The organism is Solimonas sp. SE-A11 (assembly GCF_030345715.1).
Lineage (GTDB): Bacteria > Pseudomonadota > Gammaproteobacteria > Nevskiales > Nevskiaceae > Solimonas_A.
The window spans coordinates 87365-108402 of sequence record NZ_JAUASX010000012.1 but is presented as its reverse complement, the minus strand read 5'-3'; the positions used below and the strand labels follow the sequence as shown (position 1 = coordinate 108402).

Genomic DNA, 21038 nt, shown 5'->3' with positions numbered 1-21038 from the left:
GCGACCAACAGTGGAGGATTACAGCGTGATTAAGTGCGTTTATGGGTAAAGCTCAATCGGTCCGGATCAAGCCCGCGTGGCCAAGCGGCTTGCGCCATGAGCTGACGAATCGCGAAGTAGGTCAGCAGCAGACCCCACAGTTCCTGCTCGACGAGTTCGGTGGTCTTGCTGCGCAGCACCGCGCTGTTGGCACGCAGGTGGTACTTGAATTCGCAAAGACACTCTCGATCTCCCAGCGCTCGTGGTATAGCGCCGCCAGTTCCATGGCCGGCGCTGCGGCAGTATCCAGCAGATTGGTCACCAGCCGATAGTTTTCTTGCGTCGGTGTGGCCGATTCCTGCAGCGCATAGTCAATCGCGCGCACCCACTGTCCTGAGCGGCGAGCACGATCGTCGCTGTCGAAGACCATGCTCAGGTATGAGCCATCGGGAAGGGCTTGTTGCGCCGGCAACTGGGGGTTGGACTTGATCCGCCAGGCCAGCTTGGCGCCGCTGGCGTCTGCGAGCTGCCAGAGCTTGAAGCTGTAGAAGTTGCGATCGGCCAGCACCAGCATGTCGCGGTCGAGTTTGGCGGGCAGCAATCGTGCGGCCATGGCCTGCTCGCTGTGACGGTATGGCGCGATGTCAGCGACCACCACGGCGTGAGTGCTGCATTCCACCAAGCCCAGCACGCGCGCCTGCGGAAAAGCGCTCTGGCCGCGCGAGGCCGCGGGGTAACCGAAAAACCTCCGCATTGGCCGCTTCGTCGGCCACGTCCATGCAACTGCCATCCAAGGCCATGACGCGAAGCCCGCTGTACCAAGCGCTTAGGGCGCCCGGCCCGGCCAGCGGGCGCAGTACTCGCTCGGCCAGCCGTTTCATCACTTCGGGTCCCAGGCGAGTGCGAGCCTGGCGATCTCGCAGCGGCATCGACGGCGATTGCGGGGGCGCCTGCACATGCGCGCCCTGCCACCGCTACCTCGATGGATCAGTGGCGGACAAACTGCCGGAGATCAGCGATACCGAGCGCTCGATGCTGGAGTTGTCCGAAGGCGTTACTGACTAGCTCGCGTCTTGCCTGTCAGATCACGACGTCGAATGGTCCAGGCGCAGACTGCGCTTTCGCCGACTTGCACGGCAGGCGCCACAGTGACGCGCCGACGGGAACCGTGAACGGCGAGGCCGGTCAGTGCTGCCATTTCTGGGGGCGCACGACCAGGCCTTCGAGATCACCGCAACGGCATCGCCACTCTTAAAGGGAGCTTCAGTCCGACAACATCACACCGAGCTTTGCTCAGTGCGTCGGTCAGGGGCTATGTCCTTGCCAGCCCAGCCTTTGAGCGGATGGCGCACCCCGATGTCGATGCACAGCGGCGGCGGACCCCGGCGCTACGTTTCGGTGATCGTCGGGTCCCGAGATGCCCGGCCAGAAGGACGCCTGGCTTGCAAACCAGCGCATTGTCTGTGTAGCTCGGGCGGCTGCGCGAACCAGCGCTTGAAGGCACGCCTGAAATTTGCGGTGTCGTGATAATTCAATAGCGCGGCGATGGCCTCGATTGACAATTGGCTATCACACAAGTAGCCGACCGCCTGCTGGGATAGAATCTCGTCGCGAATTTGTCGGAAGCCGCTGTGCTCTTGTTTAAGCTTGCGCGCCAGTGTGCGTTTGCTCATGAATAGAGAGGCCGCCGCTTCGTCTTCACTGAGCGTTCCGGGCGGGCGGGACAGCATCATTTTCTTGACCCGGGTCCGATAGCTCGGCTGACGGAACTGCAGTCGCGCCAGCATAGACTCGCACTGCTGAAAGGCCAGGCGATAGTTTTCATGATTGGCAGAGGCGTTCGGTTTCCGGCACAGCGCCATAGGCAGTATGAGCTTCAACTGATCGCAGCCAAAGCGAATCTGTCCGGACAAATAGTCCGAATAGATCGTATGGTCTTCGGGCGCCTGATGAGCGAAGCATATTTGGGCCTCATGCAAGGGCCGGCCGACTATGAACTCGCCGAATTCTAATAGTGCCTTGACCGCCATATCCGCGAGGCAGCGATGGATAGCCTTGTCCACGGGCCCCTGGACGTTCACCACGCATTCCAGACGCTCCTCAACCTGCTGCAAATCCAGTTGGATGAAGTTCGCGCGCGTGGGAAGGAATGTGTGAATCGCCTGTAGCGCGGTGATCAGGTCAGGGCTGCTACAAGCGACAAACCCCATCGCACCGTGGGTTGCCGGGGTCAGACGCGCGCCCAGCCGCAATCCGAACTCCGGCTTGCCGGACAAGTCGAGCGCGTTGCGCAGAATCCGAAACTGCTGCGCCGCGGTGAGCAGACTGTCCTCGCTCAGGAACTGCGCAACGTCGAGCCCGGTGCCGCGCAACAGTCCGGGCAGTTGCCGCGCCAGCAAGCCAAGTTCACGGGCGATCAGCCGTGAGTAGTTCGACGGAATATCGGCTTCGGGATTTTGCGAGTCATTTGTCTGGTGCGTCGTCGCCATACGCCCCCTTGGAATCCGAGCATTGTCCGGAAATGACCCTGTTCTGTCAAAAAATGACCTCACCGCCGCCGAGGCATTCACTCAAGATCCAAGAACAAAATCGTCTGAAGGAGAGAGAGATTGGGCAAGATAACTTTTATCGCTCACGACCAAACCGAACATGTCGTTGACTTCGAAGCCGGGGCCTCCGTGATGCAAGTCGCCGTGGACAACGCGATTCCCGGCATTGATGGAGACTGCGGCGGAGAGTGTGCTTGTGGCACCTGTCACATCATCGTCGCCAAGGAGTGGTTCAACAAGACCGGCGCGCCTGGTCAGGACGAAGAGCAGATGCTGTCCATGACCCCGGAGCGAACGGAAACCTCGCGTCTGGGCTGCCAGGTTCGAACCACTGAGGCGATGGACGGCATAACCGTTCGCCTGCCTGAATTTCAGATGTAAGCAAGGAGGACGCCATGTCAACACGATTGCAGGCAATCGATGTAGCGCAGACCAAGCTGGTCAACGCCACATCCAGAGTAGTGCCGATGCACTTGCAGATTCAGGCACTGAAGATGTTGGTGAGGGTGAAGAAGAAGATCATCGGTCCGCGGCGGACCGCACCCAACTTCGTTGAAGCGCCCGTTCCCGATGTCAACACCCTGGCGCTCCAGGACATCGACCTCAGCAACCCATTTCTGTACCGTCAAGATCAGTGGCGCGCCTATTTCAAGCGGCTGCGTGACGAGGCTCCCGTGCACTACCAGAAGAACAGCCCCTTCGGTCCGTTCTGGTCGGTGACGCGCTACGAGGAAATCCTGTTTGTGGACAAGAGCCATGAACTGTTCTCGTCAGAACCGCTCATCGTCATCGGCGACTTCCCGGAAGGACTGCCGGTAGCAATGTTCATCGCGATGGACCCGCCCAAGCATGACGTGCAGCGCCGGTCTGTCCAAGGCGTGGTGGCGCCGCAGAACCTGAAGGAAATGGAAGGGCTGATCCGCGAACGCACTGGGGAGGTGCTCGACAACCTCCCCCTGGATAAGGCCTTCAACTGGGTGCCGACGGTATCGAAGGAGTTGACGGGCCGCATGCTGGCCACACTGCTGGATTTCCCTTACGAGGAACGTCACAAGCTGATTGATTGGTCGGATCGATTGGCCGGCACGGCAGCGGCGACCGGCGGCGAATTTGCCGATGAAGAGAACATGTTTGACGCTGCTGCTGAAATGGCTTGGTCGTTCTCCAAACTTTGGCGCGACAAGGAGGCACGGCGCGCGTCGGGCAAAGCGCCCAGTTTCGATTTGATCAGCCTGCTGCAGAGCAGCGAAGACACGCAGGACATGATTAATCGTCCGATGGAGTTTATCGGCAATCTGGCACTACTGATCGTGGGTGGCAATGACACCACGCGCAACTCCATGAGCGGCGGCGTGCTGGCCCTGAACCAGTTCCCGGAGGAATTCGCCAAACTGAAGGCGAATCCGAAGTTGATTCCGAACATGGTGTCTGAAATCATCCGCTGGCAAACCCCTCTGGCACATATGCGCCGGGTCGCCACGCAGGACGTGGAACTGCACGGACAGACCATCAAGAAGGGCGATCGCGTACTGATGTGGTTCGCCTCCGGCAACCGCGACGAGCGCAAGTTCGAGGATCCCGATCGATTGATCATCGATCGGGAGGGAGCACGCCACCATCTCTCCTTCGGCTATGGGATCCACCGCTGCATGGGCAACCGCCTGGCCGAGTTGCAACTGCGTATCCTGTGGGAGGAACTGCTTAAGCGCTTCGACCAGATCGAAGTCATGGACGAGCCCGAACGGGTGCAGTCTAACTTCGTGCGGGGCTATTCCAAGTTGATGGTCAAACTGACGGCGAAGCCGCAGTAGACCGGGCAAGCGTCAAAACTGGCGACGTAGCCGCCGGCTACCGCCCGGGGGCCGGCCGCGCGCCTCAGCCCAGCGAGGGCCAGCGTGGCTTGCGCTTCTCCAGAAAGGCCGCTTGGCCTTCGGCGCGCGATAGCGGTAGGGGCGCTCGTTGCTGAGCGCTCCCGCACAAATTCCAGCGCGCAATTCACGCACTGGTTCCGGCCTTGGGTTATTGACGGCGAAACGCCGGCCGGCAGCGGGTGGAGGATACGGGTGGCGGCAGCCATTCTGCAGCGGCTTCGTCATCCGCTCCCAAGTCGTGCAGTACTTCTGGCTGCGGCGCCGAAGCGCGCGCCGCCAGAGGTCCGTGACGTGGTAGCGGAATGTCTCAAGTGCCCGAGAGTTTGTGGGGACCGCGTGGTACGCAAAGTAGCCTGCGACCACCGCTCTGAGCCACCGTCCTTGTGAGGGAATGGAGTCGTGCATGCGTTCCCGCAGTTCGAACTTGATCTCCTGAAGCGCGGCCCTCATGCGGTCACCCCGGGATTTGCGCTGGAGCTGGAAAGCTCCGCGCCGGGCCTTGACGCAGACGAAGACGAACCCTAGGAAAGTGAAGGGTTCAAGCCTGCCCAGCCCGCAGTGCCGACGTCGAGTCACCGTGTGGCGGCCGAACTCAAACAGGCGGGTCTTGTCCGGGTTTTGGGCATCGATCCTCCTTTGCGCAATCACAGCGGTGCACCGCCCTTGGTGGCGGCGACGTCTCCCCGTAGTTGAGTAGCGGCGCGGTTTGGAATCCAATCCCCTAACGACGGAGATTGGACGTGAAGAAGCGATTTACAGAAGAGCAGATCATCGGTTTTCTGAAGGAAGCCGACTCGGGCGTTTCGGTGAAGGATCTGTGCCGACGCACGGATTCTCGGACGCCAGCTACTACCTGTGGCGCAGCAAGTTCGGCGGTATGGACGTGGCTGACGCGAAGCGGCTCAAGGCACTGGAAGCGGAGAACACGCGGCTGAAGAAGCTGCTTGCGGAATCTCTGCTGGAGATCGAGGTGACCCGCGAGGTGCTTCGAAAAAAACGGTGACCGCATCCGCTCGTCGAGAAGTGGTGCGGATCATGAAAGACCGCGGGATGACGGAACGGCGCGCATTGCGTGGGCATGAGCGCGAGTGCTTTGCGCTACTGCCCGGCCCCGGACCGGAATGTCGAGCTGCGAGAGCAGATCGTTACTTTGGCGCAGCGACACAAGCGCTATGGATCCGAGATGATCTACCTGAAGCTTCGCCAGGCAGGGCATCTGATCAACCATAAACGCGTCGAGCGACTGTACGCCTTGGAGAAACTGCAAGTTCGTCGACGGCGACGGAAGAAGATCCAGCCGGGCGATCGGCAGCCGTTGATTCGACCTGGCGCAGCTAATGAGGTCTGGTCGATGGACTTTGTCTTCGATCGCATCGCCTCTGGCCGCGCGCTCAAGTGCCTGGCCATTGTCGACGACGCCACGCACGAAGCAGTCGCTGTCATCCCCGAGCTCAGCATAGGCGGCGACCATCTGGTCAGACTGCTGGACGAAGTCTGCGCGATCCGCGGCAGGCCATCGATCATCCGGACCGACAACGGCAAGGAGTTCACCGGCCGGGCGATGCTGACCTGGGCTCATCGCCACGGCATCGCACTGCGGCTGATCGATCCAGGCAAGCCGAATCAGAACGCCTACATCGAATCCTTCAACGGGCGGCTACGCGACGAGTGCCTCAACGAGCACTGGTTCGTCAGCCTCAATCACGCACGAGCGGTTATCCGCGCATGGGCCAAGGAATACAACGAAGAACGACCCAAGAAAGCACTCGGCGGGCTGACGCCCGCCAGCTACGCAAAGCAGTTGGCCGCAAAGGCAGTTACATTAACCTCGGATTCCAAAGCTGCCCGCTACTGAACGCGGGGGGACGTCGGCGGCTCCGGCCTAGCGTGTCCCGATCGCTCGATTCCGCGCCGTACCCATCTTCGGCGGACTTGAAAGTCTTTCAAACGTTTGATAGGTTGCTGAACATAGGAGGAGCTTCCGACTGTGCGGCCAGACAGGCGGTGAGAGACCTGGAGTCCGTGGGCGGACGACCGCGCTGCACGGTGCGCCTTGTGAGGAGACGCCAGGCAATGAATTTTGATTCGAGTGGCGGCCGCCGCACATGAAGCGAGAGCTGGGCGGCCCGCCGGCGATCCACAAGTACAACCTACGGTCGAGCGAGCATCGGATTCGGCTGATACAGCTGAACAAGCCGGTGGTCGCCGCGGCGCTGGGCGTGGCCGCCGGCGCCGGGATCGACATGGCCTTGCAGTGCGACCTGCGCATCGCCGATGACGACGCGCGCGTAGTGGCGAGCTACAACCGGATCGGCTTGGTGCCGGGAGACGGCAGTGCCTGGCTGATCGGTCTGCCGAGGGGCTGGAGATGCTGCTGACAGGGGAATTCGTCGACGCGCATCGCGGACTGGAGCTAGGGCTGTTCAACCGCGTCGCCCCGGCGGACGCGTTGGCGTCCGAGGCATGCATGCTGGCGCAGCGGTTCGCCGACGGCCCGGCCACGGCCATGCGGCTCACCAAACGAGCCGCCTAACAGGGGCTGCGCATGGACTTCCTGAGCCATCTCGACCAGATCTCCTCGCACTTCGTGCTCGCGGCCAAGAGTCCCGAACACCGCGAGGGTATCGAGGCGATGCTGGAAAAGCGTGCGCCGCAATTCAGGCAATGAAGCAGTCCATGAACAAGCAGGACCCATTGGCATGCCCGCCGCGATGGCCGGTGCGCCGCCGTGAGCAGCACATCCCTTGGAGCGCACGGGAACGATCCCATGCGCAGGTACAAGCAGAAGGAGGAGCAATGATGATTCGCAAACAGCAGTTACTGGTGTTGCTGGCCGCGTGCCTGGGGGCCGCCCTGCCCGGTGCGTCGGCGGCACAGGATCACGACAAGACGGCATCGGCGGCCATCGACAACCGCTTCTACGTTTCGCCGATGGCGTCCTACACGCTCGCCGACTCAGACCGCGGCACCGAAGACAGCCTCGGCGGTACCCTGGTCGTCGGCAAGATGTTCCGATCGCAGTTTGGCATCGAACTCGAAGCCGTCTACAGCAGCTACGATCCTGACCAGGGAGGCGACCCCGCCACCTTGGTCGGAGGCGGGCTGCGCGGCATGCTGTTCCCGTCCATGGGTAACTACTACGGCCTGCTGGGTCTGGGTTACGGGCGCTTCGAGGATCATCCGGGCGCGGACCCGGAGTACGACTCGGCGCTGATCACGCTGGGCTTGGGCTATCTCGTGGGCCCCTTCGACTTCATCGCCAGCGGCATCTCGGTGCGCGCCGAGGCGGCCCTGCGCACTGACGTCCACAGCGGCGATCAGACCGCGGACAGCTTCAACAACGCGCTCAACGAGGGCCTGTTCAATCTGGGCCTGCTCATTCCTCTGGGGCCGGCGGCAAAGCTGCTGCCGCCGCCCGAACCCGAGCCGGTCGCGGTCGTCGAACCGGTCGAAGTCGCCGACGCCGATGGCGACGGCGTCGCCGACCCGGCCGACCAGTGTCCCGACACGCCGCCCGGCACCAGCGTCGATGCGCAGGGCTGCCCACCACCGCCCCCGCCGGCCTGCGAGAGCGGCGCGGAGGGCGTGGAGCTGGCCGGATGCCAGCCGGGGCAAACCCTCGTGCTGCATGGTGTCAACTTCGAGTTCGACAAGGCCACGCTCACCGTCAACGCCAAGACCCTGCTCGATCAGGTCGCATCCGAGCTGACGGACGCGCCACAGATCCGGGTCGAAGTCGGCGGTCACACCGACGCCCGCGGATCCGACGCGTACAACCATGAGCTGTCCGAACGCCGCGCACAAAGTGTCGTCGACTATCTGGTCGGCCGGGGGATTGCGCCGGAGCGTCTGCAGGCTGCCGGTTATGGAGAAGCCGCCCCGGTCGCCGACAACGAGACTGACGAGGGCCGCGAACTCAACCGCCGAGTGGAATTGCGCATCGTCGAGTGATGCCCGCGAGCGCCGGCCCGCAGGATCGGCGCTCGCATGACCCGGCGCGTACTACTTTCAGAGACGTTCAACAATCAGATCGAGAGTCACAATCATGCCCAAGCTACAGACCAACTTAAGCCGGATCCGCCGACTTCTGGGACTAGCCGTCTTTCTTGCCACGCTGTCCGCAGTCACTGGCGCCAGGGCTGCCGGTACCGGCACCGCCGTCGGTGCCGAGCGCCTGGCTGCGGCCGACGCCGAAGTGGCCAACTGGATCCAGCACGGCCGCACCCAGTCCGAGCAGCGCTACAGCCCGCTCGACCAGATCCGCGCCGACAACGTCGACCGGCTGGGGCTCGCCTGGCACCTCGATTTGGGCTCCAAGCGCGGCCTGGAGGCGACGCCGCTGGTAGTGGACGGCGTGCTCTACTTCACCGGCGAATGGAGCACCGCCTACGCAGTCGACGCCCGCAGCGGACAGCTGCTGTGGAAGAACGACCTCCAAGTCGATCGCGAGCGCGGCCGCTTCGCCTGCTGCGACGTGGTCAACCGCGGCATGGCGATGTGGAACGGCAAGGTCTACGTCGGCACCATCGACGGCCGCCTGGTCGCGCTCGATGCGGCCACCGGCGAGATCGTCTGGGACAGGCTGACCGTGGATCTGGAGCGGCCGTACACGATCACCGGCGCGCCGCGCGTGGTAAAAGGCAAGGTACTGATCGGCAATGGCGGCGGCGAGTACGGCGTGCGCGGCTATGTCAGCGCCTACGACGCCGAAAGCGGCGCGCTGGCCTGGCGCTTTTACACGGTGCCCGGCGATCCATCCAAGCCCTACGAGCATCCCATTCTGAAAAAGGCCGCAGCCACCTGGGACACCACCGGCGGCAAGTATTGGGAAATCGGCGGCGGCGGCACGGTCTGGGACTCCATGGCCTACGATCCGGAGCTCGATCTGCTCTACATCGGCGTGGGCAACGGCGCGCCGTGGAACAAGCACCTCCGCAGCCCCTCCGGCGGCGACAACCTGTTCCTTTCCTCGATCGTCGCGCTGCGACCCGAGACCGGCGACTACGTCTGGCACTACCAGACCACGCCGGGCGACGGCTGGGACTACACCGCCACTCAGCACATCATCTTGGCCGATCTGGAAATCGCCGGCCAGCCGCGCAAGGTGCTGATGCAGGCGCCCAAGAATGGCTTCTTCTATGTGATCGACCGCGGCAGCGGCGAGCTGCTGTCGGCGGAGAACTACGTGCACGTGTCCTGGGCCGAGCGCGTGGACCTGAAGACCGGCCGCCCGGTCGAAACCGACAACAGCTACGAGGAACGCGGCGTCTACCAGTTCCCCTCGCCGATGGGCGGGCACAACTGGCAGCCGATGTGCTTTCATCCCGACACCGGCTATGTCTACATCCCGGCGCGCGAGCTGGCCATGATGTACCGGCAGGATAAGTCCTTCGTGTACAACCCGAATTTCTGGAACGTCGGCATGGAGGTCATGAAGGACGTCACCGTTCCGGCATGGATGCCGTCGGATCTGGTCCGCAAGGTGGGCGCGAGCACCGCCCAGGGCTTCCTGCTCGCCTGGGACCCGGTGCGCCAGCGCGAAGTGTGGCGCCACAACAGCGATAGCCCCTGGAACTCCGGCGCTCTGTGCACCGGCAAGGATCTCGTGTTCGAGGGCACCGGCCACGGCTATCTCGACGCCTATGACGCGGCCAGCGGCAAGCGCCTGTGGCACTACGACGTCCAGCAGGGCGTGATCGGCTCACCAGTGACCTACAAGGTGGACGGCGAGCAGTATGTCTCGGTGCTGGTCGGCTGGGGTGGCTCCTTCGGTCTGTCCTTCGGCTTTGCCAGCAACACCCGCGACCAGCCGTCGACGGAAGGCCGGTTGATGACCTTCAAGCTCGGCGGCCAAGCGCAGCTGCCGCCGGTGGAGCGCCCGCGGCGCCTGCCCCAACCACCGTCGCAGACCGCCTCCAAGGACGAGATCGCGCAGGGCGCGAAGCTCTACCACCACTACTGCGTGTACTGTCACGGGCCCGGCGGCATCAGCCACCCCAATCTGGCCGATCTGCGCTACATGGACGCGGAAACGCACCGGAGCTTCGATGCCATCGTACTCGGCGGCGCCCAGCGCGACCGCGGCATGGTTTCCTTCGCCGGCATGATGACGCCCGAGGAGTCCCGGCTGATCCACGCCTACCTGACCGAGTTGGGCCACAACACGCTAAAAAATGAACAGGCGCAGGGGTCGCTGTGGTCACACGTCAAGGCCTGGGCCTACGCCGCGGCCGCCCGGATCGCCGACTGGGGCGTGGGCCTGCTGCGCTGGGTCCGCAGCGCCGCGGACTGACTTATTAAGAAAACCCCTGCATAACCATCCTCTGCGGAGCGAGGGCACGGCGGGCGGGGGTTTTTCATGACTTCGGAAGGCGCCAGAATGCCCGAAAGGCGGGAATCGGCTCGATTCCCGCCCTGTGGACGCACTACGCCTGCGCCAGGAACTGCCAGCGTCTAAGATTGTGCGCCACGGCAGTGTAGGTGCAAGGTGTTGCGCGCCAAGCCGACATAGCGTCCCCACCGCAGGCGCGACGCTGCTTTCAGTCGGCAAAGATCCTGGCTCAGCAGTGCGTCGATCTGGGTGCTGTCATGTGGCTGGGCCGAGGTGATGCCCGCACGTATCAGCTCGCTGCTGTAACAGCAGCATCTTGAAGGCCATCAGCGGCGGGTGCGAGGGCTTGCCGGTCTTGCCGTACAACCCTTTCAAGTACGGCTCGAAGCGCCCCCCAGTCCACCAGGGACTCCACCCGACCCAGAAACCCGGCCCACTTTCCCTGCTGGTCGATCCAGCGGAGAACGTACATAGCCGGCCATAGAGACCGCGAAACGACCGGCTGCGGACATGGACCTGGAGTACGCAGGCCCGACACCTCCCTTCAAGGAGGATCAATTACATAACAAACGTTTGGTTGACAACTTCGCCCGGGCTGATACATATTCCGATACCCCGTGCTGCAGTCTGAAAAATTTCTCGTTGAGGAGCGGCGATCATGAAAGCACTCAGCCCTATTCGCATCGCAGAGCCCGCGGCAATCCCGGAAGCCATACCGATCCATCGCGTCTTCGAATCCCAGCGCGCCACCGCACTGAGATGGCGTGAATCGACCGCGGAGGAGCGCATTGCCCGCATCCGCAAGCTGCGTGACGCCGTGCAGGCGGCGGCCGACGATATACGCCGCGCCGCCGCGGCAGACTTCCGCAAGCCCGAGGTGGAGGTGGACCTGACCGAGCTGTTCACCGTCGTCTCGGAAGCCAACATGGCCATTCGCAAGCTCAGGCGCTGGATGAAGCCCACGCGTGCCGGCTTCTCGCCGCTGATGGCCGGGACCCGGGGACGCATTGAGTACCAGCCGCGCGGGCGCTGCCTGATCATTTCGCCGTGGAACTACCCGGTGAACCTGACCTTCTGCCCACTGGTGCTGGCGCTGGCCGCCGGAAACACGGCCATCATCAAGCCCTCGGAGATGACGCCAAACCTGTCGTCGGTCATGCAGAAGATCGTCGACCGGACTTTCGCCGTCGACGAGGTGGCCCTGTTCCAAGGCGACGCCGAAGTCGCCAAGGCCCTGCTAGATCTGCCGTTCGACCACATCTTCTTTACCGGCGCTCCGACCCTGGGCAAGGTGGTGATGGCCGCCGCGTCCAAGCATCTGACTAGCGTTACGTTGGAACTCGGCGGCAAGAGCCCGACCATCGTCGATGCCAGCGCCGATCTGAAGGCCGCTGCTCAAAACGTGTGCTGGTCCAAGTTCATGAACAACGGCCAGACGTGCATCGCTCCCGACCACCTGTTCGTGCACCAATCAGTCGCTGACGAGTTTGTGGATCTTCTGCGCGAACGTCTCACCGAGGTATTCGGACAGGACGACGAGGCGCGTTTCCGCTCGCCCGACCTTGCCCGCATCGTCAATGCACGCCACACCTCGCGCGTTCGCCGGCTGCTGGATGATGCACGCGAACGCGGCGCCACCGTCGTCGCTGGCGGCGACGTGCGCGAAGAGCATTGCTACATCTCGCCGACCATCCTCGAGCGGGTACCCGCGGACGCCGCGATCCTGCGGGAGGAGATTTTCGGCCCCCTGCTGCCGGTGATCCGGTTCGGCGAACTCGACGAGGTCATCGACCGCATCAATGCCGGTGAAAAGCCGCTGGCGCTGTACGTCTGGTGCCGGGATCGCACGCGCGTCCGCCGAGTCCTCGACCGGACTTCCTCGGGAGGCGTCTGCACCAACAACACCGTCGTGCATGCCCTCCACCCCCTGCTGCCTTTCGGCGGCGTCAACAATTCCGGACTGGGCAGCACGCATGGCGAATACGGCTTTCGCTCGTTCTCGCACGCGCGGGCGATCGCGGACACGCGGATTGGGCTGGTGAAGCTGTTCTACCCGCCCTACACCGCGCGCGTGAAGCGCCTGATTGCCCTGACATTGCGCTGGTTCGCCTGAGTCTTGTTTCGCGGAGCCTCCCCCCTTCATGGTTCCGCCATTGGCCTCGGCATAGAGGTCTCCTTTCTTCGCGTCATCCTCGTCCAACTCAACCCCTTGGAGCTTAACCTAATGAGTCAAACCGTCGTTGTTGCCGGCGTGGGCATGGTGCCCTTCACCAAGCCGGGCACTTCCGAACCGTATTACGACATGGGCTCCGAAGCGGCCCGCCGCGCGCTGGCCGATGCGGGCGTCGATTACAAGCTCGTGCAGCAGGCCTACGTCGGCTATGTGTACGGCGATTCCACCTGCGGGCAGCGTGCGCTGTACCCGGTGGGCATGACCGGCATCCCGGTGATCAACGTCAACAACAACTGCTCGACGGGATCCACTGCGCTGTTTCTTGCGCGCCAGGCCGTGCAGAGCGGCGCAGCGGACTGCGTGATCGCGCTCGGCTTCGAGCAGATGAAACCGGGCGCGCTGGGTTCGTACTTCCATGACCGGCCGAGCCCCTTCCAGCCCTTCGACACGGTTTGCGACGAACTGGTCGGCCAGCCGGACGTGCCGCTCGCAATCCGCTACTTCGGCGGCGCCGGCATGGCACACATGGAAAAATACGGTACCAAGGCCGAGACCTTCGCGAAGATTCGCGCCAAGGCCAGCCGCCACGCCATGAACAACCCCGTAGCCCTGTTCCGCAAGGAAGTAACGGTAGAGGAAGTCATGGCCTCGCCGGTCCTGATCGGGCCGATGACGCGCCTGATGGCCTGCCCGCCCACCTGCGGCGCGGCGGCCGCAATCGTCTGCTCGGAGAAGTTCGCCAAGCAGCATGGTCTGGACTCGCGCGTGAAGATCGTTGCGCAGGCCATGACCACCGACACGCCGGAGACCTTCGAGGCGCGCAACATGATGCAGCTCGTCGGTTTCGACATGGCGCGCGCCGCCGGCGACCAGGTCTACGCCGCCTCCGGCGTTGATCCCAAGGACGTCAGCGTCGTCGAGCTGCACGACTGTTTCGCGACCAATGAACTGCTCACCTACGAGGCCCTGCGCCTGGCGCCGGATGGCGGCGCCGAGAAGATGGTGAACGACGGCGACAACACCTACGGCGGTCGCGTCGTGACCAATCCCTCCGGCGGCCTGCTGTCCAAGGGCCATCCGCTGGGTGCCACCGGCCTGGCCCAGTGCACCGAGCTGGTCCAGCACCTGCGCGGCACGGCCGAGGCGCGCCAGGTCAAGGGTGCTCGCACGGCGCTGCAGCACAACCTGGGCCTGGGTGGCGCCTGCGTCGTGACGATGTACCAGGTCTGAAAGGGAGGGCCTCCATGATCGATACCAAGCACATCGGCCGCCAGTTGCCGAGCACCACTTTCGAGGCGGAGAAGGGGCGCCTGCGCTTCTTCGCCAAGGCCACCGGTGAAACCCGGCCCGAATACCTCGATGAGGCTGCGGCCAAGGCGGCGGGCTACCGCAGCCTGCCGGTGCCGCCGACCTTCCTCATGGCCGCGGACCTGGATGCCGGGATCATGTTCACGCTGCTCGACGAACTTGGCGTACCCATCGGCAACATCCTGCACGGCGAACAGAGTTTCACTTACCACGCGCAGGTTTGTGCCGGCGACGTGCTGAAAGTGGACTCGCGCATTGCCGACATCTACCACAAGAAAGGCGGCGCACTCGAATTCATCGTGAAGGACTCCGTCATCACCGACCGGAACGGCGTCAAGGTAATGGAAGCCCGCAGCGTCATCGTGGCCCGCAACCATAAGGAGAATTCGGCATGAGCGTCCCCACGTTCGATCAGGTCAAGGTCGGCGACGATCTGCCGACGCTGAAGCTGCCGCGCATCACGCGCACCACACTGGCCTTGTTTGCTGGCGCCTCGGGCGATCACAACCCGATCCACATCGATCTGGATTTTGCCAAGACCGCCGGAATGCCGGACGTATTCGCGCACGGCATGCTGTCGATGGCCTACCTCGGGCGCTTCCTCACCAACTGGGCGCCGCAGACGCAGCTTCGGCATTACGCGGTTCGCTTCTCGGCGATCACACCGATCGGCGCCAAGCTCACCTGCGGCGGCAAGGTGGTGGAGAAACTAGAACGCAATGGCGAACAGGTCGTAAAGCTCGAGATTGGCGTCGTCGATGACAGGGGTGAGCTGAAGCTCTCCGGCGACGCGCTGGTCGCGCTGAAGTAACCCGTCCCAATTTCAGACAGGAATCAGAAATCATGAAACTCGAAGGCAAGGTGGCTCTGGTCACCGGATCTGGCCGTGGTATCGGCCGTGAAATAGCGCTCAAGCTCGCCTCGGAAGGCGCCAACCTGGTCGTCAACGATCTCGATGCAGGGCCCGCCGAGGAAACCGTCGCTGCAATCCGCGCGATGGGCCGAAAGGCCGTCGCCTGCTCCGGCAGCGTGACCGAAAAGGGCTTCGCCGAGCGCTTCGTCAACACCGCCATCGAGCAACTGGACGGACTCGACATCATCGTCAACAACGCCGGCTACACCTGGGACAACGTCATCCACAAGATGACCGACGAGCAGTGGCACGCCATCATGGACGTGCACGTGACCGCTCCGTTCCAGATTCTGCGCGCCGCGTCCGAGTACCTGCGCGTGCAGACCAAGAAGGAAGCCATGGAAGGGCGCGAGGTGTTCCGCAAGGTCGTCAACATTTCGTCGATCGCCGGCACTGGCGGCAACGCAGGCCAGGCCAATTATTCCGCCGGCAAGGCGGCGATCATCGGCCTGACCAAGGCGATGTCCAAGGAATGGGGCCGCTACAAGGTCAACGTCAACTGTGTGGCCTTCGGCCTCATCAAGACACGCCTGACCGAGGCTGCGGCCGGCAGCGATGCGAGCATTGACGTTGAAGGTCGCAAGATCAAGGTCGGCGTCAATCCCGACCTGCTCAAGACGATGGAAGCCACCGTGCCGCTTGGCCGCGCCGGTACGCCGACTGAGGCGGCAGGCTCGGTGTACCTGTTCTGCATCCCGGAGTCCAACTACGTCAGCGGACAAGTGCTGGTCTGCGGCGGCGGCTTCTCAATGTGAGCGGCATGGGCACCATGACATCGGATCAAGCACCCTGGATGAACGAAGAGCTTGCGCTTTTCCGCGACAACGTCCGCAAGTTCATCGCCACCGAAATCACACCGTTCGAGGAACAGTGGAACGAGCAACAATACGTCGACCGCGCGCTGTGGACCAAGGCTGGCGCAGCCGGCCTGCTGTGCACCGACGTGCCCGAGGAGTACGGCGGCGCGGACGGCAGCTTCGCCCATGAGGCGGTGATACTGCAGGAGCAGGCCCGTGCCGGCAATACTAGCTGGGCCAAGGGCGTCCACGAGATCGTCAGTCACTACATCGCCGGCTGCGCCACACCCGAGCAGAAGCGGCGCTGGCTCCCCAGGCTTGCCTCCGGCGAATGGGTTGGGGCCATCGCCATGACCGAGCCGGGCACCGGCTCGGATCTGCAGGCGGTGCGCACGCGCGCCGAGCGCAAGGGCGAGACCTACGTGGTCAACGGGGCGAAAACCTTCATCTCCAACGGTCATCACTGCGGCCTGCTGATCATCGTCTGCAAGACCAATCCGGCCGAAGCCGCCAAGGGCATCTCGCTGCTGGTGGTTGAACAACCAGCCGAGCAGCCTGGCTTCCGCCGTGGCCGGCTGCTGCACAAGATCGGCCAGAAAGGGCAGGATACCGCCGAGCTGTTCTTCGAGGATCTGCAGGTACCGGCCGAAAACGTGCTGGGCGGCCGTGAGGGCCAGGGCTTCTACCAGCTGATGAACCAGCTGCCACGCGAGCGCCTGATCATCGGCGTCGGCGCTATCGCCGCGGCCGAGGCGGCCCTGGAGCACACTCTGGCTTACGTGCGCGAGCGCAAGGCATTCGGCAAGCACCTGCTCGAGTTCCAAAACACGCGCTTTCGGCTCGCCGAGCGGCACACCGAGCTGACTCTCGGCCGGGTCTTCATCGACCACTGCATCCAGCGCCTGATCGACGGCCGGCTCGACGCGGCGACGGCCTCGATGGCTAAATGGTGGTGCACGCAAAAGCAGTGCGAGATCGTCGACGAGTGCCTGCAGTTCTTCGGCGGCTACGGCTACATGCTCGAATACCCCATCGCGCGCTTTTACGCCGACGCCCGCGTGCAGAAGATCTACGGCGGCACCAACGAGATCATGAAGGAGCTGATCGCGCGGGGGCTGGAGTGAGCACTCGTGATTATTTGATCTCTCGGACCGGCCCGGAAGGGCCGGAAGAAATGCACAGGACGTGCAATTCTTCGCGCGCTGTACGGTCGCCTGGGGAGGCTGCGCCGGCATGAATCTCTACGAACGCCACGTCCTGCCCTATCTGATCGATGCGGTTTGCGGCCTCCCGACCTTCGAAGACGAGCGCAGGCGACTGGTTCCCCGGGCGCAGGGGCGCGTACTGGAAATCGGCGTGGGCACCGGGCGCAATCTGCCGCACTATGCAGCCGGACGCGTCAGCTGCGTCTGCGGCGTTGATCCGGGCCTGCATCCCAGGGCCGTGCGGCGCGCGCAGGAGCAAGGCATCGAGCTTCAGGCCTTGCCGCTGTCAGCCGAGCGCATTCCGGTGGATGACCGCAGCTTCGACTGCGTGGTCTGCACCTTCAGCCTGTGCACGATTCCGGATCCCATTGCAGCGCTGGCGGAGATGCGGCGTGCCCTCAAACCCGGAGGGCAGTTGCTGTTCGCCGAACACGGGGCCGCACCCAATCCTGGCCTGCGGCGATGGCAGGATCGCCTCACTCCCTACTGGAAGCTGCTTGGCGGCGGATGTCATCTCAACCGCCCGATCGACGCTCTGGTGGAGCGCGGCGGCTTCCGCATCCAGGAAGGCTGGCAGGGATTCGTTCAAGCCCCGCGTCTACTTGGTTACTTCTACACCGGCATCGCGGTTCCTCTCTGATACTTCACTTCCACCGGCAACGGGCTGTGCTCGATCAAACTCCCTCAACATCTCTGCGTGCGACCGAATTTGTGGGCCACAACGGCAACATCCTCGTCGCCGACCTGGCCGGCTCCGCGCAGGCGCCGCCGATCATTCTGCTACACGGCGGCGGCCAGACGCGCCACGCCTGGGCCGGCACCGCACTGCGGCTGGCGCAAGCCGGCTTTCTGGCGATTGCCTTGGACGCCCGCGGTCACGGCGACAGCCAATGGGTGGCGGACGGCGACTACAGCGCCGATGCAATGGTCGGCGACCTGGCCTGCGTGCGCGCCTCGCTGAGCGCGCCGCCTGCGCTGGTGGGCGCCTCGATGGGCGGCCTGACCTCCCTGCTGGCGATCGGCGAGGGACCAGCGGATTTTGCCCGCGCCCTGTTGCTGGTCGACATCGCCACGCGACTGGAGCCCGACGGCGTGGCGCGCGTGCTGGATTTCATGCGCGCGCACGTCGGCGGCTTCGCCAGTCTGGAGGAAGCGGCGGAGGCGATAGCCGCCTACAATCCGAACCACAAGTCGCGCAGCACCGCCGGCTTGCGCAAGAACCTGCGGCAACGCGAAAACGGGCGCTGGTACTGGCACTGGGATCCGCGCTTCCTTGATCATGCCACGCGTTCCCGCGCCGGCGAGGCGCTGGTGCAGCAGGAGCGCCGCGAGCAAGCCGCCAGGCGCATCCGCGTCCCCACCCTACTGGTGCGCGGCGGGTCCAGCGACGTGGTCAGCCCGGAAGGCGCGCGCGAGCTGCAGCAACTAGTTCCGCATGCCGAGCTGTTCGACGTCGAGGACGCCGGACACATGGTCGCCGGTGAACGCAACGACGTCTTCAGCAACGCAGTCATCGAATTCCTGCGCCGCAAGCTGCCCACCGGCGGCTGAAGCCCCCCGACATTCCCCCGTCACTACGGAGTTTCCATGAATCTTGATTTTTCCCCCGAGGACCAGGCGTTTCGCGCCGAGATCCGCGCCTGGATGCGCGACAACGTGCCGCTGCAGGAGGGCCCGTCGATCGGCATTCCCAGCCACAGGGAGACGCAGTTCGCCTGGGAGCGCAAGCTCGGCGCCAAGGGCTGGCTCGCCTATACTTGGACCAAGGAGTACGGCGGCCCCGGCTGGACCGCCACGCAACGGTACATCTTCGACACGGAACGGGCCCTGGCCGGCGCGCCGTCGTCCAGCCCCTTCGGACTGTCCATGCTCGGGCCGGTGCTGATGCACTACGGCAACGAGGCGCAGAAGCGGCGTTACCTGCCGCCGATCGCGCGCGGCGAGGAGTTCTGGTGCCAGGGCTACTCGGAGCCGGCTGCGGGCTCGGACCTCGCCGGACTCAAGACCCGGGCGACGCGCGAGGCCGACCACTACCTCGTCAACGGCCAGAAGATCTGGACCACGCAGGCGCACTGGGCCAACTTCATGTTCTGCCTGGTCCGAACCAATCCCGACGTGCCCAAACAGCAGGGCATCTCCTTCCTGCTGATCGACATGAGCACCCCTGGCATCGAGATCCGGCCGATCACCACTATCGACGGCCACCACCACCTCAACGAGGTCTTCCTCACCAACGTCCGCGTTCCCGCGGAGAACCTGGTCGGCGAGGAGGGTAATGGCTGGACCCTCGCCAAGTACCTGCTCACCCACGAGCGCACCAGCATCGCTGGCGTCGCCGACAGCTACTACCAGCTCGGACGCCTGCGCGAAGCGGTGGACGCCGATCCGGTACTGGTCCGAGATCCCGCCGTGGCCCGCCGTCTGGCTGCATTGGAAGTCGACCTCATCGCACTTGAGTACACCAATCTGCGCACGCTCGACCGCGTGTCCAAGGGGCAGCCGCCGGGCAGCGAGTCCTCCGGACTAAAGATCAAGGGCACCGAGCTACAGCAGGCGATCTCCGAGGCCCAGATGGAGCTTGGCGGCCTCAGCGCGCTGCCCTGGCTCTCGGCGGGCGAGGACGTGGATCCAGCGTTTGCGGGCGCCACGCAGCGCTACAACTTCCTACGCGCCAGCTCGATCTACGGCGGCACCAACGAAATTCAGAAGAACGTCCTGGCCAAGCTGCTGCTGCAGCTCTGAAACGCACAAACACACACAAGGACACCTCATGGACTTTTCCTATTCTCAAGAACAGAAGATGCTGCGCGAGAGCGCGACCAGGTTCGCCCTCAAGGGCTACGGCTTCGAACGCTACAAAACCACGCTGCCGCTGCCCGGCCACTGCGATCCCGCACTGTGGTCGCAAATAGCGGAGTTCGGCTGGCTCGGTCTGCCCTTACCTGAGGACGCGGGCGGCCTTGGCGGCAGCGCGCTCGACATATCACTGATCTGCGAGGCTCTGGGCGGCGGCATGGTGCTGGAGCCCTATGTCGCCGGCGCGGTGCTGCCGGGCCGCCTGCTGAGCTTCTGCGGCGCGGATGCGGGCCGGCTCGCTGGCCTGGCCGAGGGTAAGGCGCAGCTCGCCGTCGCCTGGGCCGAGCCGGGCTCCGCCGAGGACCCGGCGTGCTGCGCCACGCGCGCGCAGGCCGAAGGCGACGGCTACGTCCTGAGCGGACGCAAGCAATGCGTGCTCAACGCGCCCAACGCCGCCACTCTGATCGTCAGCGCCCGGACGTCCGGCAGCGACAGCGAGCCGGGAGGGATTAGCCTTTTCGCCGTCGACGCCGGATCCTCCGGGGTCGAGCTCAAGCCCTACCCGGTGATGGGCGGAGGCTACGCCGCCGATATCCGGCTCGACCGGGTCCGGCTCGAGGCCACGGCGCTCATCGGCGCGGCGGACGCCGGCTTTGCGCCGCTGGAGGCCGCGCTCGACCACGCCACCGTCGCCGCCTGCGCCCAGGCGCTGGGCGCGATGAACGCGCTGCTCGAGCGCACCGGCAATTACCTCAAGGTGCGCAAACAGTTCGGCACGCCGATTGGCAGCTTCCAGGCGCTGCAGCATCGTTTGGTGGAGATGTTCGTCGAAGTCGAGCAGTCGCGCTCGATGGTGGTCATGTCCAGCGTGCGCGTCGAGAGCGCCGAGCCGGCGGTCCGGCGGCGCGCCGTGTCGGCGGCCAAAGCCTATCTGGGGCAGTCCAGCAAGTTCGTCGCCCAGCAAGCGGTGCAGCTGCACGGCGGCATCGGCGTGACCGAAGAGCTCGACGTGGGCCACTACTTCCGTCAGCTCAGCGCGTTCGGCACGCTCTATGGCAGCCGCGAGTACCATTTGCGCCGCTTCGCTGCCACGCCGGCTCCATGAGCACGGCCCCG

General features: G+C 64.2%; 18 protein-coding genes and 2 pseudogenes. 18 read left to right on the top strand and 2 right to left on the bottom strand.

Going from position 1 to position 21038, the window contains the following annotated elements:
- Positions 1-29: 29 nt before the first annotated feature.
- Both QT386_RS14770 and QT386_RS14765 read right to left on the bottom strand, forming a co-directional pair.
- A pseudogene (locus QT386_RS14770) lies at positions 30-890 on the bottom strand (IS4 family transposase); the annotation flags it as partial.
- A 477-nt stretch (positions 891-1367) separates the two neighbouring features.
- A complete protein-coding gene (locus tag QT386_RS14765) occupies positions 1368-2468 on the bottom strand; it encodes an AraC family transcriptional regulator (protein ID WP_289274523.1) in 1101 nt (366 codons plus the stop codon).
- Between the two features lie 120 nt (positions 2469-2588).
- On the opposite strand from QT386_RS14765, the gene QT386_RS14760 reads away from it, so the two are divergent.
- The 18 genes and pseudogenes from QT386_RS14760 (at position 2589) to QT386_RS14675 (ending at position 21027) form a co-directional block, all read left to right on the top strand.
- Positions 2589-2909, top strand: a complete 321-nt coding sequence (locus QT386_RS14760) for a 2Fe-2S iron-sulfur cluster-binding protein (protein WP_289274522.1) — start codon at positions 2589-2591, stop codon at positions 2907-2909.
- 14 nt (positions 2910-2923) lie between these two features.
- Positions 2924-4339 (top strand): cytochrome P450, encoded by a 1416-nt coding sequence (locus QT386_RS14755; protein WP_289274521.1) that lies wholly within the window; start codon positions 2924-2926, stop codon positions 4337-4339.
- Between the two features lie 800 nt (positions 4340-5139).
- A pseudogene (locus tag QT386_RS14750) lies at positions 5140-6254 on the top strand (IS3 family transposase).
- A 250-nt stretch (positions 6255-6504) separates the two neighbouring features.
- Positions 6505-6777, top strand: a complete 273-nt coding sequence (locus QT386_RS14745) for an enoyl-CoA hydratase-related protein (RefSeq protein ID WP_289274520.1) — start codon at positions 6505-6507, stop codon at positions 6775-6777.
- Positions 6768-6932, top strand: coding sequence for a hypothetical protein (locus QT386_RS14740; RefSeq protein WP_289274519.1), 165 nt, complete (start codon positions 6768-6770; stop codon positions 6930-6932). The genes QT386_RS14745 and QT386_RS14740 overlap by 10 nt, the downstream gene beginning before the upstream one ends.
- Positions 6933-6944: 12 nt before the next feature.
- Positions 6945-7067, top strand: coding sequence for a hypothetical protein (locus QT386_RS14735; protein ID WP_289274518.1), 123 nt, complete (start codon positions 6945-6947; stop codon positions 7065-7067).
- Positions 7068-7075: 8 nt separating this feature from the next.
- On the top strand, positions 7076-8350 hold the full coding sequence (locus tag QT386_RS14730; RefSeq protein WP_289274517.1) for an OmpA family protein: 1275 nt from the start codon (positions 7076-7078) through the stop codon (positions 8348-8350).
- Positions 8351-8444: 94 nt separating this feature from the next.
- Positions 8445-10691, top strand: coding sequence for a PQQ-dependent dehydrogenase, methanol/ethanol family (locus tag QT386_RS14725; protein ID WP_289274516.1), 2247 nt, complete (start codon positions 8445-8447; stop codon positions 10689-10691).
- 697 nt (positions 10692-11388) lie between these two features.
- Positions 11389-12843 carry an aldehyde dehydrogenase family protein gene (locus QT386_RS14720; protein WP_289274515.1) on the top strand — a complete coding sequence of 485 codons (1455 nt, stop codon included), beginning with the start codon at positions 11389-11391 and terminating at the stop codon, positions 12841-12843.
- A 111-nt stretch (positions 12844-12954) separates the two neighbouring features.
- The gene (locus QT386_RS14715; protein WP_289274514.1) at positions 12955-14133 is read left to right on the top strand and encodes a lipid-transfer protein; all 1179 of its coding nucleotides are present in this window, start codon (positions 12955-12957) and stop codon (positions 14131-14133) included.
- 14 nt (positions 14134-14147) lie between these two features.
- Positions 14148-14606, top strand: coding sequence for a MaoC family dehydratase N-terminal domain-containing protein (locus QT386_RS14710; RefSeq protein ID WP_289274513.1), 459 nt, complete (start codon positions 14148-14150; stop codon positions 14604-14606).
- Complete coding sequence (locus tag QT386_RS14705) at positions 14603-15022, top strand: MaoC family dehydratase (protein WP_289274512.1); 420 nt, start codon at positions 14603-14605, stop codon at positions 15020-15022. The genes QT386_RS14710 and QT386_RS14705 overlap by 4 nt, the downstream gene beginning before the upstream one ends.
- Before the next feature lie 32 nt (positions 15023-15054).
- Positions 15055-15879, top strand: a complete 825-nt coding sequence (locus QT386_RS14700) for an SDR family NAD(P)-dependent oxidoreductase (RefSeq protein WP_289274511.1) — start codon at positions 15055-15057, stop codon at positions 15877-15879.
- A gap of 5 nt (positions 15880-15884) precedes the next feature.
- Positions 15885-17045, top strand: a complete 1161-nt coding sequence (locus tag QT386_RS14695) for an acyl-CoA dehydrogenase family protein (protein WP_367401444.1) — start codon at positions 15885-15887, stop codon at positions 17043-17045.
- A 109-nt stretch (positions 17046-17154) separates the two neighbouring features.
- Positions 17155-17766, top strand: a complete 612-nt coding sequence (locus QT386_RS14690) for a class I SAM-dependent methyltransferase (protein WP_289274509.1) — start codon at positions 17155-17157, stop codon at positions 17764-17766.
- 71 nt (positions 17767-17837) lie between these two features.
- Positions 17838-18677 carry an alpha/beta hydrolase gene (locus QT386_RS14685; RefSeq protein ID WP_289274508.1) on the top strand — a complete coding sequence of 280 codons (840 nt, stop codon included), beginning with the start codon at positions 17838-17840 and terminating at the stop codon, positions 18675-18677.
- 36 nt (positions 18678-18713) lie between these two features.
- Entirely contained in the window at positions 18714-19868 is a 1155-nt protein-coding gene (locus QT386_RS14680) for an acyl-CoA dehydrogenase family protein (protein ID WP_289274507.1), read from the top strand.
- A 28-nt stretch (positions 19869-19896) separates the two neighbouring features.
- Positions 19897-21027, top strand: a complete 1131-nt coding sequence (locus tag QT386_RS14675) for an acyl-CoA dehydrogenase family protein (RefSeq protein WP_289274506.1) — start codon at positions 19897-19899, stop codon at positions 21025-21027.
- Positions 21028-21038: the final 11 nt, after the last annotated feature.

Excerpts from the sequence above, each read along its gene's own strand:
- QT386_RS14705 (WP_289274512.1), top strand. The coding sequence starts at position 14,603 with ATGAGCGTCCCCACGTTCGATCAGGTCAAGGTCGGCGACGATCTGCCG.
- QT386_RS14700 (WP_289274511.1), top strand. The coding sequence starts at position 15,055 with ATGAAACTCGAAGGCAAGGTGGCTCTGGTCACCGGATCTGGCCGTGGT.
- QT386_RS14740 (WP_289274519.1), top strand. The coding sequence starts at position 6,768 with ATGCTGCTGACAGGGGAATTCGTCGACGCGCATCGCGGACTGGAGCTA.
- QT386_RS14755 (WP_289274521.1), top strand. The coding sequence starts at position 2,924 with ATGTCAACACGATTGCAGGCAATCGATGTAGCGCAGACCAAGCTGGTC.
- QT386_RS14690 (WP_289274509.1), top strand. The coding sequence starts at position 17,155 with ATGAATCTCTACGAACGCCACGTCCTGCCCTATCTGATCGATGCGGTT.
- QT386_RS14720 (WP_289274515.1), top strand. The coding sequence starts at position 11,389 with ATGAAAGCACTCAGCCCTATTCGCATCGCAGAGCCCGCGGCAATCCCG.
- QT386_RS14735 (WP_289274518.1), top strand. The coding sequence starts at position 6,945 with ATGGACTTCCTGAGCCATCTCGACCAGATCTCCTCGCACTTCGTGCTC.
- QT386_RS14675 (WP_289274506.1), top strand. The coding sequence starts at position 19,897 with ATGGACTTTTCCTATTCTCAAGAACAGAAGATGCTGCGCGAGAGCGCG.
- QT386_RS14745 (WP_289274520.1), top strand. The coding sequence starts at position 6,505 with ATGAAGCGAGAGCTGGGCGGCCCGCCGGCGATCCACAAGTACAACCTA.
- QT386_RS14680 (WP_289274507.1), top strand. The coding sequence starts at position 18,714 with ATGAATCTTGATTTTTCCCCCGAGGACCAGGCGTTTCGCGCCGAGATC.
- QT386_RS14765 (WP_289274523.1), bottom strand. The coding sequence starts at position 2,468 with ATGGCGACGACGCACCAGACAAATGACTCGCAAAATCCCGAAGCCGAT.
- QT386_RS14695 (WP_367401444.1), top strand. The coding sequence starts at position 15,885 with ATGGGCACCATGACATCGGATCAAGCACCCTGGATGAACGAAGAGCTT.
- QT386_RS14730 (WP_289274517.1), top strand. The coding sequence starts at position 7,076 with ATGAACAAGCAGGACCCATTGGCATGCCCGCCGCGATGGCCGGTGCGC.
- QT386_RS14715 (WP_289274514.1), top strand. The coding sequence starts at position 12,955 with ATGAGTCAAACCGTCGTTGTTGCCGGCGTGGGCATGGTGCCCTTCACC.
- QT386_RS14710 (WP_289274513.1), top strand. The coding sequence starts at position 14,148 with ATGATCGATACCAAGCACATCGGCCGCCAGTTGCCGAGCACCACTTTC.
- QT386_RS14725 (WP_289274516.1), top strand. The coding sequence starts at position 8,445 with ATGCCCAAGCTACAGACCAACTTAAGCCGGATCCGCCGACTTCTGGGA.